Here is a 13,863-nt window from a genome sequence, read left to right as displayed (position 1 = left end):
ACACTTTTCTGCTCCCGGAAAGCCCGGCCGGACGCGTGCTCACGCAGACAGTGACCAACCTCTAAAGATAAGGTGGCGTGCACGCAGAGATGACGGTGGCCGGGCGGTCGCTGATGTTGCGAAAGCGATGGGGTTCGCGCGAGTTGAAGAGATAGGAATCACCGGCTTTGAGAACACTGACACTGCCTTTGACAGTGACTTCAATTTCGCCCGACACGACAATGCCTCCCTCATTTGACGGGTGCTCCAGCATGTCTTCGCCGGTGTCCGCGCCGGGCTCGTAGGTCTCGTGCAGGATCTGAAGGTTGTGCAATCTGGCATTGCCAACCTGCTTTAACGTGATCTTCCCCTCGGGGCATTGCTCCGAATACAGTCGAGAGGTGAGGTCGCGCAGATCCGAGGGGGTAAAGAAGGGCCGTTCTTCTTCCTGAGCTTCAGGCTCAAAAAATTCGGTCATTCCAATAGACAATCCGCCCAGTATCTTGCGCAAAGATGAGACAGACGGACTAGATTTGTTTGTCTCGATCATCGAAACCTGACCGTGTGGTACGCCAGCCGATTCCGCGAGCTGTCTTTGCGAAAGCCCGTTCTGAACTCTAAGCTCCTTGAGCCTTGCGCCAACGTCAAATTCAAGCATGCCACCCTCCGGCCTGACATATAACCCGGCAGCACAAGATTGCTCAATTAGAAAGAAATTTCTTGCTCAATATATTGAGCATGCGTACAGGTCGAGATAACTCAAGGAGACCTGTCATGGAAAATTCTGCTGAACTGAAGATCCGTCGCGACAACGCTGTCGCAAAAGGCGTCTCGACGCGTGGCATCTATGTGACCCATGCCGAAAATGCCGAGCTGTGGGATGCCGATGGAAAACGCTACATCGACTTTGCCGCTGGCATTGCGGTGAACAATGCAGGTCACCGCCACCCCAAGCTGATGGCGGCTGTCGCCAAACAAGCCGAAGCTTTCACACATACCTGCTTTCACGTCGCCCCCTACGAGAGCTACATACGGCTGGCGGAGCGCCTGAATGATCTCACATTGGGCGACTTTCCCAAGAAAACGATGCTGGCCACAACTGGCGTAGAGGCTGTGGAAAACGCGATCAAGATGGCGCGTGCCTTCACCGGTCGGTCCGGCGTGATTGCGTTTTCGGGCGGCTACCATGGCCGGACCCTGCTGGGCATGGCCCTCGGCGGCAAGGTTGCGGGCTACAAGAAAGCCTTTGGGGCAATGCCGGCCGAAATCTATCATGTCGCTTTTCCAAACGCCTATCACGGTGTGACTCCCGAGATGAGCCTGTCGAACCTGGATATGGTGTTCAAATCGAGCCTCGATCCCGAGCGTATCGCGGCCATCATCGTGGAGCCTGTTCAGGGCGAGGGCGGCTTCAACGTCGCGGATTTCGACTTCCTGCGCCGCTTGCGCGAAATTGCCGATGAGCATGGCATCATCCTGATCGCCGATGAGGTCCAGGCCGGTATGGCGCGCACGGGCAAGATGTTTGGTTTTGAACATCCGGGCGTGGCGGCGGACCTTGTCACCATGGCCAAGGGGCTGGCCGGTGGCTTCCCGCTTTCGGCTGTCACGGGCCGTGCCGAAGTGATTGACGCAGCCCCTGTCGGCGGCATCGGCGGCACCTATGCGGGCAACCCGCTGGCGGTTGCGGCGGCAAACGCGATGCTGGATATCATCGAGGAAGAGAACCTGTGTGTGCGGGCCGCCGAAATCGGCGAAGCGATCACCGCACGGTTGAAGGCCATCGCCAGCCGTCAAGGCATGGAAGCCATTGGTGATGTGCGCGGCCTTGGGGCCATGGTCGCATTCGAGTTGGTCACAAGCCGTCAGACCCGCGAGCCGGATGTCGCGCTGACCCACGAGATTGTCGCACAAGCCGAAGACCGCGGCCTGATCATCTTGCCCTGCGGCACGCGGGGCAACGTGGTGCGTATTCTACCGCCTCTGACCACGCCGTCAAACCAGGTGGATGAGGCATTGGACAAACTTGAGGCCTCGATTGAAGCCGCAATCGACAAGGTTCACGCCTGAGGGCGTGGCCTCCATCAGATCAAGAGGTCGACATGACGCAACATCAAAACCGGCGTTGTTGCGCAATTCCCGCTTGAGGCATGACTGCCCCTTTCCCCGCTGGGGCTATGCCACGCGTTCGTTTTCGGCGGTGCCGAGTGCATTGAAGCGGTTGATGAGGGCGATGCGGATTTGGATTTCGGCCGTCTGTCGGTCGGGGTCTCTTGCGGCGATGCGTTCTCCGAAGGCCTTGAGACAGCGCATCTTCGCCTCGACGCGGCTTCGCGCATGGTATCCCGTCCAGCGTTTCCAAAACGCCTTCCCATAGTATCGTGTTGCGCGCAGGGTTTCGTTGCGCGCGCGGGCTGCCGGACAGTCGTCTTTCCAGAGGCGTCCGTTCCTGCGGATCGGAATGATCGGGATAGCCTGCCACTCGATGATAGCCTTGTGGCAACGGCGCGTGTCGTAGGCGCCGTCGGAGGTCACGGTGCCGATCTCCTCGTCTTCGGAGATCTGACCAAGCAGGTCCGGAAGCACCGGACTATCGCCATCGCGGCTGGGGGTAAACTCGATGGCGCGGATGTCGGACGTGGCGGTGTTCATCGCCAGATGTACCTTGCGCCATTGACGCCGCCCTTGAACACCATGCTTGCGGGCCTGCCATTCACCGTCGCCGAGGAATTTGATGCCGGTGCTGTCTACGAGCAGGTTGAGCGGCCCACCAGCACAGCGATACGGCATCTGAACTGCCAGTGTCCTCTGCCGACGACACAGAGTGGAGAAATCGGGCACCGGCCAGTCTATGCCCACCATCCGCAGCAGGCTGGCAACCATACCGGCGGTCTGGCGCAAAAGCAGCTTGAACAGCACTTTGATCGAGAGACAAAACTGGATCGCAGCATCGGAAAAAACCGGGGGCCGACGAGGCCTTCCGTCGCGCGGCGCGAGCCAAGTCATATCCTTATCGACCCAGATCAGCAGCGAACCACGCTTCCTGAGTGATGCGTTGTAGCTGGACCAGTTCGTGGTGCGATATCGGGCGGGTGGTGGCTCACTCATCCACCCCGTCTAACCGCATGGATTCGCGAAGTGAATCCTTCGTGGCCCGAGTTTTGCAACAACGCCGGTCCGCAAATATAGTGTTCTTGATGCTTTCGCATTCTGACGCCGCCTCGATAACCAGATCCATCGGGCCGAGGGCGGAAAGCTCCAGCGTGGTCTGGATACGGCTTAGCGTACGCTCCTTCTCATCCCCATCCAGCTTGCCCTTGGCAAACAAGCAGTCGAGGTTTTTGGTGATGCGCGCCTCGGCATCGTCGAGGTGGTCCTGGCTCACATCGTTGAGCAATACATCAAAACCGGCCTGCGCAATCCCGTTTCCCATTTGACCCGCGCCGATGCCGCCAACCGTTTCAATCTCCATCTTGAAGCGCCAATCCTGCAATGATGGCCTGTGCAAGCACCAGACCCAGCCTGCGCTGTTCCACAGCATCGGAGCGTGAGTTCAGCAACACCGGCACGGATGCGCCCAACACCACGCTCGCGGTGCGGGCCTGCCCATGCAGTTTCCACGCCTTTACGGTCGCATTGCCGGCCTCGATGTTGGGAAACAGGATCAGGTCAGCGCGGCCCGCAACCGCGCTGTCGGTGATCCCCTTGGCCTCGGCGGCGGCCTTTGACAGGGCGACGTCATAGCCGAAAGGCCCCTCGATGGACATCGTCCCGAAATCACCCTGGCGCGCCTCTGCACTCAGGGCGGCGGCATCTGTGGTGGCGGGCTGCCGCTCCGAGACTTTCTCGGAGGCGGCAATCGCGGCGACGCGGGGATGGCTGATACCGAGGCCCAGAAACAGGGCCTGGGTATTGCGCAGGATCGCGCGCTTTTGCTCAAGTGTCGGGGCCAGGATGATGCCATTGTCCGTCGCGCCAATCAGCCGGTCCAGCGATGGCATTTCGGCCAGCGTGAGGTTCGACAAGGGGCCGGATTTACGCAGGCCGGTTTCCTTGTTCACAACGGCGCGCAGGTAGGCGGCGCTGTTCACACTGCCCTTCACGAGCACATCGGCGCGGCCCTGTCGCACGACCGCCACGGCCATGACCGCACATGCGTCCGCCTCTGGCGCGTTGATGATATCCGCAATGTCTGTGAGTGATCCGGGAAGAAGGCGCTTTATCTCGACGCCGTCGCCCACAAGGATCGCCGCGCCGATCAGGTTATCCTGTGCAGCCGCCGCCAGCGCATCCAGAACGCGGCTGTCACCGGCCCCTGCGACCACAACCCGCAAAGGCGCGCGCTCGGACATAGCGCTCTCAAGCGCGGCAAAGCTCTTGATCAACATGCGATGCGCTCTCCGCCCGGCACAACCGGCCAGTTCAGGGCGGTTTCGACCCCGGCCATCACGCGGGCGGCACCGGCGGCCAGCGCCTCGCTTTCGTGGCTGCCCGGATAGACATGCACGGGGGCAAGCGCGCGGCAACCGGCGGTCAGCGCCTCCACCACGCAGGGCGAATGCGCCATGCCGCCGGTCAGGATGATCCCGTCCGATTGAAAGTCCAGCACCGCCGCCATCGCCCCGATTGCCTTGCGGAATTGATAGATCATCGCCTCCCAGACGAGGGCGGCCTGCGCGTCACCACCCGCTATCCTTGCCTCGACCTGCCGCATATCTTTCGTGCCCAGATAGGCAAAGACACCGCCCTGCCCGTAAAGCTTTCTGGTCAACTCGGCATGGGTGTATTTGCCTGAATAGCACAGCTCGATCAGCGGCATGATCGGCAGGCCACCCGCCCGTTCTGGCGAGAACGGCGAATTCTCCATCCGGTTGGAGCTTTCAACGATCCGCCCGTTTTTAATCGCCGCAATGGACACGCCCGCGCCCATATGCGCCACAACCGCGTTCAGCCCCTCAAAAGGTTTGCCCAACCCGTCCGCAAGCCGCCGCCCGCAGGCACGAATATTCAGAGCATGGACGAAGGAAAAGCGCGGCAGTTCCGGAAAGCCGGAAACGCGTGCCACATCTGGCAGTTCGTCAACCGACACAGGGTCCACGATGAAGGCAGGAATGCCGTGCTGTCGGGCGATAGCCTGCGCAAGCGGCGCGCCCAGGTTGGAGGCATGCCGATACACCGGCGTGTGCAGGGCGAACGCCACCAGCGCATCGTTCACCGCGATCACACCGGCTGGCACCGGGCTCAGCATACCGCCGCGCCCGGCCACGGCGCCCAGGGTGACACCGCCGGGAATAGTGCTCAGAAATTCGGCAATCGCCTGCGCGCGAAACTCAAGCTGATCCGCAATCTCGGCGAAACTGGCCATGGCCTTCTCATCATGCTCGATGGTCGCCTCGGTGACAGGGGTTACAGCCCCGGCATCAGGCGCAAACAACCCAAACCGGGTTGTGGTTGTGCCCGGATTGATCGTGAGAATAAGCGCAGCTCTCGTCATCATACGACCTTTCGCGGGCAAAGCGGTATTGACAAGGCGGACAAACGCCCGCCGCTGCCTGGTGTCGCAGGCCTAGAAAAACGCCTGTAAACCGGTGATCGCGCGCCCGATGATCAGCGCGTGAATGTCATGGGTGCCTTCATAGGTGTTCACCGTTTCAAGGTTCACCATGTGGCGCATGATCTGGAATTCTTCGGAAATCCCGTTGCCGCCGTGCATGTCCCGCGACATCCGTGCGATGTCGAGCGCCTTGCCACAGTTGTTGCGCTTGATCACCGAAATCATTTCCGGCGCGGCCTCGGCCTCATCCAAAAGGCGGCCGACGCGCAGGCTGGCTTGCAGCCCTAGGCTGATTTCCGTCAGCATGTTGGCCAGCTTGAGCTGTTGCAACTGGGATTGCGCCAGCGGCTTGCCGAACTGCTTGCGGTCAAGGCCATACTGCCGTGCCGCCTCCATGCAGAATTCGGCCGCCCCCATCACACCCCAGCTGATCCCGTAGCGCGCACGGTTAAGACATCCGAAGGGGCCTTTCAGGCCCTCAACGTTGGGCAGCAGCGCATCCTCGCCAACTTCCACACCTTCCATCACGATCTCGCCAGTGATGCTTGCGCGCAGGGAAAGTTTGCCGCCTACTTTTGGAACGGACAGGCCTTTCATACCTTTTTCCAGCACAAAGCAGCGAATCTTGCCGCCATGGGCCTCGGATTTGGCCCAGACGATGAACACATCGGCAATCGGGCTGTTGGAAATCCACATCTTCGCGCCGGAAATCGCGTAGCCATTCGCGGTTTTCTTCGCGACGGTTTTCATGCCGGACGGGTCACTGCCTGCATCAGGCTCCGTCAAGCCAAAGCAGCCGATCCACTCGCCGGTTGCCAGCTTGGGCAGGTATTTCTTGCGCTGCTCCTCGGACCCGTAGGCGTAAATCGGATACATCACGAGCGAGCTTTGCACTGACATTAACGACCGATACCCGCTGTCGACCCGCTCCACCTCACGCGCGACAAGGCCGTACGCCACATAGGATGCGCCGACACCACCGTATTCCTCGGGGATCGTGACACCGAGCAAACCCATCTCACCCATCTCGCGGAAGATCTCCACATCGGTTTGCTCATCGCGGTAAGCAGCAATGACGCGCGGTTGCAGCTTATTCTGCGCATAAGCCTTGGCCGCATTGCGCAACATGCGCTCTTCTTCGGTAAGTTGGGTTTCAAGCGAGAAGGGATCCTCCCAGTTGAACCGGTTCAGATCGGGGGCGTCTTTGGCTTTCAGCCGCATGTCGGGTTCCTTTTGGTTTGCCTCGTCCTAGCAAAGCCGGGGCCAGGATGCTAACAATAGAAATTCCACACTTCATGAGTTTTACGCATGATATGATCTATCGCCCCAATTATACTCCCAGCGTTCAGGAACTGCGTGCATTGGTGTCTTGCAGCGATCTTGGCTCGGTATCGCGTGCAGCGGATACGCTGAACTTGACACAAAGTGCTGTCAGCCGCTCGATCCGCTCACTGGAAGAACGGCTGGGGGTGCAGCTTTTCCACCGGGTCCGCAAAAGGTTGCAATTGTCAGATGCCGGTCGCGCAATGGTGCGAGACGCCCGCGATATTCTGGACGCACTTGACCGATCCGCCAAGATGGCGATGGCGTTTGGCAAAGGCGGTGATGTTTTGCGGCTGGCGGTTTTGCCCACGTTTGCCGCCACATGGCTGATCCCGCGTTTGCCGGAATTTCTGGAAACGCACCCCGATGTTTCAATTGACCTTGGCGCGGCCCTGCATCCCGTGGATTTTGAAGATAGCCCCTTTGATGCCGCGATCCAACGCGCGGTAATGGCCCGCAAGGACACCGATGTGATGCCCTTGCTAGAGGAAACGCTGGTCCTGGTGGCGTCCCCGCGCCTTGTCGCCAAAGGGCGGGATCTGACCACAGCGGACTTGGCGAAATACCCGCTCATTCAGCTTACAACCCGGCCAGAACTTTGGAATGACTGGTATGCCAGTGCAGGAGACGCAACGTCTGAGCGCTTGCAGGGGCCAAGGGTGCAACATTTCGATATGGTCATTTCAGCGGCACAGGCAGGTCTGGGGCTTGCGCTATTGCCCGATATTTTTGTGCAGGCGGCACTGGCGTCCGGAACATTGCACCGCGTTCATGCGCGGCCTTTGCCGGGAATGACCCACTACGCCCTGATCCGGCCCGCCGCGCGCGGCGAAAGCCCGGCGATGGAGGCCTTCGCCAGTTGGCTTCAGACCGTGGCGCAGCAACTATGAAGGCGCGCGAAACAGCGAAGGCCCCACCCGCTCAAGAGGGAGTATCGCGTTGCCCTAAAATCGGGTCATCCTCAATTTGTGTGGCGCAACTATCCTGAGACTGGAAAATTCAGGAGGGATAGTCATGATTTCGAAGCACCACTGGTCGCCCGGGAGCGATGTTTCGGTTCAAAGCGTTGAGCGAAGTGAAACCGGCAGGTGGATTGTATCGGGCAGTCTGACACCAAACGGCATCTGCCCAGACTGTGGATTGCATTCACCACGACGTCACGGCTGGCGGCGTCAGTGGCTGCAGGATCATCCCGCGCATGGAAACGAGGTAACGGTTGACCTCGCGGTTTGCCGTTGGCGATGTTTGGCGCCCGCTTGCGCGCGCCGGACGTTCTCGGGCCAGATCGCCTCGATCGCGCGTCCTTTTGCGCGACGCACCTCACGTGTCGGCAAGATTGTCACCCAGCCGAAGTCACCGTAATCAATTTTCCCTCCAGATGACGGCGAATTGCGAAAGAGATAATGTTCCATCTCGGGTCAACTGCGGACAATCGCGTATCCTTTTCAGCGATCCTGCGGTTCGAATCCACGAAGCTGAGGATTCGCAGCAGCTCTTCACGTGTCATCACAGCGCCTTTCCTGGTGCATTCCATCCGGAACCGATGATTTCAGTTCTGGCAAATCTCTGAAGGCGCCGGTTTGTCCATATCTGATATGTTGGCTGTCCCGTTGCGCTCCAAGCCCGTGTCACCCTCTGGCCTGAAAGGTATTCAGGGGGCGAAGAAGGATGGGTGAGGAGTTTGATTTCATTGTGATCGGGGCCGGCTCTGCCGGATGCGCTGTCGCCAGCAGATTGGGAGAAGCTGGTCACAAGGTCTTGCTGCTGGAGGCAGGCGGAAGCGATCGCAACCCGTTCATCCATATACCTCTGGGATATTCCCTGCTTTATGATAACCCGTCCGTGAACTGGTGTTACGAAAGCCTGCCAGAGCCGCATGTGAACGGGCGGCGCCTGTTCCAGCCACGTGGCAAGGTGCTGGGCGGAACCGGTGCGATCAACGGCATGATTTATATGCGTGGCCAGCCGCAGGATTTCGATGGCTGGGCTGCGGATGGATGCATCGGCTGGGGCTAGGACGAGGTCTTGCTAGATTTCAAGTCTTGTGAAGACCAGGAGCGCGGTGCCAGCGAATATCACGGCGTAGGCGGACCGGTCGCGGTATCTGATCTGCGCACGGAGCACGCATTGGGAGAGGGGTTCCATGCCGCGTCCGAAGCCTTGGGCGTCCCACGTAGTGATGATTTCAACGGCGCCCGGTAAGAGGGCATGGGCTATGTCCAGACCACGACCAGGAAAGGCCGCCGATGGAGCACCGCAGCCGGATATCTGCGCGGTCCGCGCAAAATAACATCAAAATGCAGCTAAAAGCCTTGGTCGAACGGATCGATCTGGACGGCCGACGTGCGACAGGCGTCACTTGGTCAGATCCTCCCGGCCGCCATTCCGCCCGCGCGCGGCGCGAGGTGATCTTGTGCGGCGGCTCCTTCAACTCTCCGCAACTTTTGCAGCTTTCCAGCATTGGCCCCGCCAGCCTGCTGCGATCGAATGGCGTCTCGCCACAGCATGATCTGCCCGGCGTTGGCGAGAACCTTCAGGACCACTTCTGCGTCGGGGCTGAATATCGCTCTACCGTTAAATCGACAGTCAACGATCTTTACAACAACAAGCTGAAAGGTGGGCAGCTGCTGCTCTATCTGCTGTTCCGCACCGGGCCTTTCGCGGACAATGTTAACTACTCGAACACGTTCATAAAATCGGGACCCGACATTGACCGCCCCGACATGATGGTAACTTTCATGGCATGGTGCACCGACGAACACCTGAAGCCTCTGCCCTTTTCCGGCTTCACCATTCTTGCTGAACATATGCGCCCCAATTCGCGCGGGCATGTCCGGCTGACCGGTCCCAAGCCATGCGATGCACCGGAAATCCAGTTCAATTTCCTCGCAGATGAGGTCGATCAGCGCGCCGCCATCGCAGGTCTCAGATTCGGGCGTCGCATCGCCGCGACCGATCCGATGGCACGTTGCGTAGGGACCGAGCTTACGCCGGGCGAAGACCTGCAATCGGACCAGGAATTGCTGGAATATTGTCGCGGCTCGGGTCTATCTTTGCTGCATCCTGTCGGCAGCTGCAAGATGGGCGCTGGTCCTGATGCGGTAGTTGATCCGCGTCTGCGTGTGCGCGGAATTGATGGACTGCGTGTCGTCGATGCGTCGATCATGCCGCGCATCGTCACCGGCAACACGAATGCGGCCACAATCATGATCGGCGAAAAGGCCGCGGCGATGATCAATGAGGATGCGAGGTAGAACGATGCTGGGAGTTGCATTGCTGGGAACGAGTCGCATGGCCCATGTCTATGGCCCCAAGATCAACGCACATAACGGGCTGAGGCTGGAGGTTATGTTCAATCCGCGCGAAAGCTCTTCCAATGCGGTCGCCGATCAATATGGCGGCCGGGCGATGACGGTTCTGGACGACGTGCTGGGCGATCCCGCCGTCGATGCGGTCATCATCGCGACGCCGACGAATACGCATGTGGATTACATAGTCCGCGCAGCGCAGGCGGGAAAGCCGATCTACTGCGAAAAGCCGTTGGACCAGTCACTCGTGCGGGTTGACGAATGCCTCGAAACACTAAAGGAGCATCGGGTGCCCTTCATGCTGGGCTTCAACAGGCGCTTTGATTCCGATAACGCCGCGCTCGCTGCCGCCGTGCGCAATGGCGAGATCGGACGCCTTACGATGTTGGTGAGCACAAGTCGTGAGCCGGCCCCGCCGCCGATCGAATATGTGCGCAATTCTGGCGGCTATTTCGTCGATGCGACAATCCATGACATCGATTTAATGTGCTGGATCGCCGGAGAATCGCCAGTGCAGGTCATCGCCACTGGCAGCTGCGTCCATGACCCCCGGATCTGCGCCGAAGGCGATTATGATCTGCCAATGACGACGCTCAAAATGCCCTCAGGGCTGCTCGTGCACATCAACAATTCGCGCAGCTGTGCCTATGGAATTGATCAGCGGATTGAGGCATTCGGCGACGACGGGCTGCTGCAGACGGTTAATCATTGTGACGAAAATGTCCTGCGTTGGGGGGCCACAGCCACCGAGGCGAAGCAGCCCCTGAAGCACTTCTTCCTCGAGCGTTACGACATGTCATTCTATAATGCGCTCGGTGAGTTTTATTCATCGGTGACAGAAGACCGTACACCATCGGCAACTGCATTGGATGGACGGGCAGCATTGCAAGTGGCGCTAGCCTGTCAGAATTCCGCAATCAATGGTCGTGCTATTTAGTTGGCCGAATAGGGTCCACGCGTCTCCCCAAGCGTTGACGTGGCGTTGATGTAAACTGCTGATGGCTATGCCTCACCATTTCGGTCGACATTCAAGCGTTTGATATCCTGGTATTTTTTGGTGGCGAGGGTAGGATTTGAAGCTACGACCTTCAGGCTCTGAGCCGATCAGGGGAGAAAATTGAAAACCGAGCGATTTCAGCATCTTACTCGACAACCGTTTGATTCCTAGCGATTTTCATTCCGACGCTTGACCGCATTAAGCGGCTTTGGACGGCGCAACCTGCGCGAAAACTGCAGCCAAGGGTTGAGGTGGCGTTGAGGTAAGCGTTTTTCGACACCATCGGAGCATCGCAGCAGGTCAGGCAAATGGCGCTCATTTCCTGTGCCCCTCCAGCCCAAGTTCGGCCCACATCCAGCCGAAATCGTATTCGGCGACGGCTCCCCCTTCACCGCGGGCATTGCCGTTCTCCAGATATTTCAGCCACTCGACCACCTTCTCGCGCCCGGCCGCGCTGCGTGCCGCCTGACGGGGAGATTTGCCGCCCAGCATCGGTAATGGCGCGTCCAGCGTTTCGCGATAGTGACGGTCCATGTATTCCTGCATGATCTGACGCGCGATTTCGGGCGGGATGTCTTCGGCCGCGTCCCCAGGCTTTTCGCTTCGCCGCTCGGCCATCATCTGCTCGACGGTGCGGATCCTGGTCAGCGGGGGTTTCAAAAGCTCGCCCACCGCCTTGCTCACCAGCGCCTCGGCCTTCTTCGCGCGCCTGGCCGAATTGACGCTGACCAGCAGCGCTTTGCCCTTCAGCTCCAGCCTCCCCAGCACCGTTTCCCCGCTCTCCATCTGGCTTTCCAGCATGGTGCCGCTTGCGGGTCGGGCGCCTCGACCTTTTCGCACGGCAATCCAGTTCCAGAATTTCGGCCCCTCGGGCAGAAGCGCCTTCACCCTGTCCAGTCCCGTCGCGACCTGTCTCTGCGTCGCGCCGGCGGCGAAGGGGAAGCGCAGGTCGTGGAACATCACCTCATCGCCGTCCGAATTGAACAGTTCCGGCACGGCGGGATCGAGCGTCCGGGCAATTTCCGTGAACAGCCAGGCGGCGGTGAAGATCGGCGCGCAGCTCGACAGTTGTTCGGACGTCAGCCGCAGCAGATCGCGTTTCTTCATCTTCAACGCATCGCGCAGGCCCGAGAGCAGCAGATCGGTGGCCTCGGACGAGAAGGGAAGCAGGGCACCAGAAATCACATGGTGATCGCGCTCGGGCACCACGCGGACAGCGATCCGGTCCCATCGTTTCAGTGTGCGGCTGGCGGATTTCTCGCGCACGGTGACGGCCGCGGCATCCGTCAGCAGATCGCGCAGCACCATCGAGGTGCCGGGCCGGACATCACTGACCTCATAAAGGCTGACCGGGTTATCGCGCAGCGCCGCGAAATAGGCCCGGTTCAGCACGCTTTCCTTCCATCCTCGACGCTTCAGGTAAAGATCGACGATATTGCCGTCGCCGTAGCGGTGGCCAAGGAAATCCTCGAAACCGCAGCCCCAGAGCACGCCCGACCACTGCTCGCCCAGAAGATCGGTCAGGTCGTCATGATCGAGATCGAACTCCTCAAGCGCCGGCAACAGATGCTCCGCGACCGCATCCTGCAGCCGCTCGCGCCAGATCTCGTCCCGGCCGATAAAGCCCAGCAGACCCGATATGTCGTTGCGTTCCACCATCTGTATCATTGCCCCATCACCGTCCCGACCGGACCGAGGTCAGTCGGCTTTCAGCGTCGGAACGCCCATCGCAATCTTGCCACCATGCGCCGTCTTGTCGCCGATACGCATGACGCCGCGCCCGTTGATCTTGACCATGCCTGAGCCCTTCACCATCGGGTCGGGCAGCGGAGGCGTCCCGGGACAGCCGCATTGCCCACCTTCGACCGCTAGCGGAATGCCGTTGAACCTCACGAAAGCCTGCCCGGGGTTCATCACCGGCCCACCGCCGTGGATCGGACAGGTGTGCGGATGGCCGACAAGTGCGACTGGTTTGGACATCGCTTTCCTCAATCATGGCGACTATCGCGACTTTGCAACTACGTCGAAAAAGGGCGGAAACACGTCCGTCATCACGGCATCTCCTATCCAGCCGATGTCGTTGGCTTGAAGAAAGCCATCCTTGTCGCGTGCTCGTGAACCCTCTTCATGCCAACGCACCATCTGGACCCGCTCTTCCGGCGTGATTGTCGGCCCAATCTTGCGCCACCATTCGCGGAAAAGCATCCGCCGATATCCATCTGCGGCGACCTTAGCGGGATCGTATTGAAACTCCTTGAACCACTTGTCCCAGAGAAAGTTATCCCATTCCGATCGACGAGTTTCATCTTCCTGCCACCCTTTTCGATCAAGCTTCACACGGTGCTTCAGGGCAGCCGCGGGCTTATTGACCTGTTCATTCCAAGAGGCATAGAGCCGATCTCGCACATCCACGCCAGACCGATCAAGCTTAGCGAGTTCATCAGGTCGCCACCAACCAATCGTATTGTCCCAAAGCGAAGCAGATGGGCGTCCTTCGAACTCTGCATAGCTCCACATATCTGAATCTAACGCGCGCCCCCATTCATAAATACGATCAATGTCTTCACCGGCGTCCTCCAGCCGTTCAAGCATCTCGCGCACATTATTACTTATCTGGGTATCAGATCCCGACGGATCAATGCTCTGCTGCTTAGAGAAGTAATCTCTCCGTTGCAGCGTGAACGACATCAAGCCTTTTTATA

At 59.4% G+C, this 13,863-nt stretch carries 15 protein-coding genes; 6 read left to right on the top strand and 9 right to left on the bottom strand.

From position 1 onward, the window contains the following. Positions 1-61: 61 nt before the first annotated feature. Entirely contained in the window at positions 62-637 is a 576-nt protein-coding gene (locus CUV01_RS13025; protein ID WP_101460857.1) for a cupin domain-containing protein, read from the bottom strand. 116 nt (positions 638-753) lie between these two features. On the opposite strand from CUV01_RS13025, the gene gabT reads away from it, so the two are divergent. Then, positions 754-2,049 carry a 4-aminobutyrate--2-oxoglutarate transaminase gene (gene gabT, locus CUV01_RS13020; protein ID WP_101460856.1) on the top strand — a complete coding sequence of 432 codons (1,296 nt, stop codon included), beginning with the start codon at positions 754-756 and terminating at the stop codon, positions 2,047-2,049. A gap of 105 nt (positions 2,050-2,154) precedes the next feature. On the opposite strand, the gene CUV01_RS13015 is transcribed toward gabT, so the two are convergent. The 5 genes from CUV01_RS13015 to CUV01_RS12995 form a co-directional block, all read right to left on the bottom strand. Beyond that, positions 2,155-3,087 carry an IS5 family transposase gene (locus CUV01_RS13015; RefSeq protein WP_101460855.1) on the bottom strand — a complete coding sequence of 311 codons (933 nt, stop codon included), beginning with the start codon at positions 3,085-3,087 and terminating at the stop codon, positions 2,155-2,157. Next, positions 3,080-3,451: a 3-hydroxyacyl-CoA dehydrogenase NAD-binding domain-containing protein gene (locus CUV01_RS13010; protein ID WP_157994860.1), complete on the bottom strand. Its 372-nt coding sequence runs from the start codon at positions 3,449-3,451 to the stop codon at positions 3,080-3,082. Before CUV01_RS13010 ends, CUV01_RS13015 begins: the two co-directional genes overlap by 8 nt. Next, positions 3,441-4,367 (bottom strand): phosphate acyltransferase, encoded by a 927-nt coding sequence (locus CUV01_RS13005; RefSeq protein ID WP_101460853.1) that lies wholly within the window; start codon positions 4,365-4,367, stop codon positions 3,441-3,443. The genes CUV01_RS13010 and CUV01_RS13005 overlap by 11 nt, the downstream gene beginning before the upstream one ends. Next, the gene (gene buk / locus CUV01_RS13000) at positions 4,361-5,476 is read right to left on the bottom strand and encodes a butyrate kinase (RefSeq protein ID WP_232962226.1); all 1,116 of its coding nucleotides are present in this window, start codon (positions 5,474-5,476) and stop codon (positions 4,361-4,363) included. Before buk ends, CUV01_RS13005 begins: the two co-directional genes overlap by 7 nt. Before the next feature lie 69 nt (positions 5,477-5,545). After that, positions 5,546-6,754: an acyl-CoA dehydrogenase gene (locus tag CUV01_RS12995; protein ID WP_101460852.1), complete on the bottom strand. Its 1,209-nt coding sequence runs from the start codon at positions 6,752-6,754 to the stop codon at positions 5,546-5,548. Positions 6,755-6,828: 74 nt separating this feature from the next. Here CUV01_RS12995 and CUV01_RS12990 point away from each other — a divergent pair, with 74 nt between their 5' ends. From CUV01_RS12990 to CUV01_RS12975, 5 genes are all read left to right on the top strand, one after another. Continuing rightward, complete coding sequence (locus tag CUV01_RS12990; protein ID WP_232962224.1) at positions 6,829-7,746, top strand: LysR substrate-binding domain-containing protein; 918 nt, start codon at positions 6,829-6,831, stop codon at positions 7,744-7,746. 124 nt (positions 7,747-7,870) lie between these two features. Next, positions 7,871-8,218 (top strand): transposase family protein, encoded by a 348-nt coding sequence (locus CUV01_RS20365; protein ID WP_157994859.1) that lies wholly within the window; start codon positions 7,871-7,873, stop codon positions 8,216-8,218. Between the two features lie 306 nt (positions 8,219-8,524). Beyond that, on the top strand, positions 8,525-8,872 hold the full coding sequence (locus CUV01_RS20100) for an FAD-dependent oxidoreductase (RefSeq protein ID WP_338418315.1): 348 nt from the start codon (positions 8,525-8,527) through the stop codon (positions 8,870-8,872). Positions 8,873-9,153: 281 nt separating this feature from the next. Continuing rightward, on the top strand, positions 9,154-10,110 hold the full coding sequence (locus CUV01_RS20250; protein WP_277869371.1) for a GMC family oxidoreductase: 957 nt from the start codon (positions 9,154-9,156) through the stop codon (positions 10,108-10,110). Between the two features lie 4 nt (positions 10,111-10,114). Further along, positions 10,115-11,101, top strand: coding sequence for a Gfo/Idh/MocA family oxidoreductase (locus CUV01_RS12975; RefSeq protein ID WP_101460850.1), 987 nt, complete (start codon positions 10,115-10,117; stop codon positions 11,099-11,101). Positions 11,102-11,476: 375 nt separating this feature from the next. Here the strand turns inward: CUV01_RS12975 and CUV01_RS12970 are convergent, their stop codons facing one another. Genes CUV01_RS12970 through CUV01_RS12960 form a run of 3 tightly spaced genes read right to left on the bottom strand, consistent with a single transcriptional unit; the run spans position 11,477 to position 13,849 of the window. Next, complete coding sequence (locus CUV01_RS12970) at positions 11,477-12,820, bottom strand: DUF7986 domain-containing protein (RefSeq protein WP_101460849.1); 1,344 nt, start codon at positions 12,818-12,820, stop codon at positions 11,477-11,479. Between the two features lie 39 nt (positions 12,821-12,859). Then, entirely contained in the window at positions 12,860-13,141 is a 282-nt protein-coding gene (locus CUV01_RS12965) for a PAAR domain-containing protein (protein ID WP_101460848.1), read from the bottom strand. 21 nt (positions 13,142-13,162) lie between these two features. After that, positions 13,163-13,849, bottom strand: coding sequence for a hypothetical protein (locus CUV01_RS12960; RefSeq protein ID WP_101460847.1), 687 nt, complete (start codon positions 13,847-13,849; stop codon positions 13,163-13,165). Positions 13,850-13,863: the final 14 nt, after the last annotated feature.

Source organism: Paracoccus tegillarcae (assembly GCF_002847305.1).
Classification (GTDB): domain Bacteria; phylum Pseudomonadota; class Alphaproteobacteria; order Rhodobacterales; family Rhodobacteraceae; genus Paracoccus; species Paracoccus tegillarcae.
This window is presented reverse-complemented; position numbering and strand designations above follow the sequence as displayed.

Bases quoted from the DNA above. Each gene is read 5' to 3' on its own strand.
- CUV01_RS13025 (WP_101460857.1), bottom strand. From the start codon at position 637: ATGCTTGAATTTGACGTTGGCGCAAGGCTCAAGGAGCTTAGAGTTCAG.
- gabT (WP_101460856.1), top strand. From the start codon at position 754: ATGGAAAATTCTGCTGAACTGAAGATCCGTCGCGACAACGCTGTCGCA.
- CUV01_RS13015 (WP_101460855.1), bottom strand. From the start codon at position 3,087: ATGAGTGAGCCACCACCCGCCCGATATCGCACCACGAACTGGTCCAGC.
- CUV01_RS13010 (WP_157994860.1), bottom strand. From the start codon at position 3,451: ATGGAGATTGAAACGGTTGGCGGCATCGGCGCGGGTCAAATGGGAAAC.
- CUV01_RS13005 (WP_101460853.1), bottom strand. From the start codon at position 4,367: ATGTTGATCAAGAGCTTTGCCGCGCTTGAGAGCGCTATGTCCGAGCGC.
- buk (WP_232962226.1), bottom strand. From the start codon at position 5,476: ATGATGACGAGAGCTGCGCTTATTCTCACGATCAATCCGGGCACAACC.
- CUV01_RS12995 (WP_101460852.1), bottom strand. From the start codon at position 6,754: ATGCGGCTGAAAGCCAAAGACGCCCCCGATCTGAACCGGTTCAACTGG.
- CUV01_RS12990 (WP_232962224.1), top strand. From the start codon at position 6,829: ATGAGTTTTACGCATGATATGATCTATCGCCCCAATTATACTCCCAGC.
- CUV01_RS20365 (WP_157994859.1), top strand. From the start codon at position 7,871: ATGATTTCGAAGCACCACTGGTCGCCCGGGAGCGATGTTTCGGTTCAA.
- CUV01_RS20100 (WP_338418315.1), top strand. From the start codon at position 8,525: ATGGGTGAGGAGTTTGATTTCATTGTGATCGGGGCCGGCTCTGCCGGA.
- CUV01_RS20250 (WP_277869371.1), top strand. From the start codon at position 9,154: ATGCAGCTAAAAGCCTTGGTCGAACGGATCGATCTGGACGGCCGACGT.
- CUV01_RS12975 (WP_101460850.1), top strand. From the start codon at position 10,115: ATGCTGGGAGTTGCATTGCTGGGAACGAGTCGCATGGCCCATGTCTAT.
- CUV01_RS12970 (WP_101460849.1), bottom strand. From the start codon at position 12,820: ATGGTGGAACGCAACGACATATCGGGTCTGCTGGGCTTTATCGGCCGG.
- CUV01_RS12965 (WP_101460848.1), bottom strand. From the start codon at position 13,141: ATGTCCAAACCAGTCGCACTTGTCGGCCATCCGCACACCTGTCCGATC.
- CUV01_RS12960 (WP_101460847.1), bottom strand. From the start codon at position 13,849: ATGTCGTTCACGCTGCAACGGAGAGATTACTTCTCTAAGCAGCAGAGC.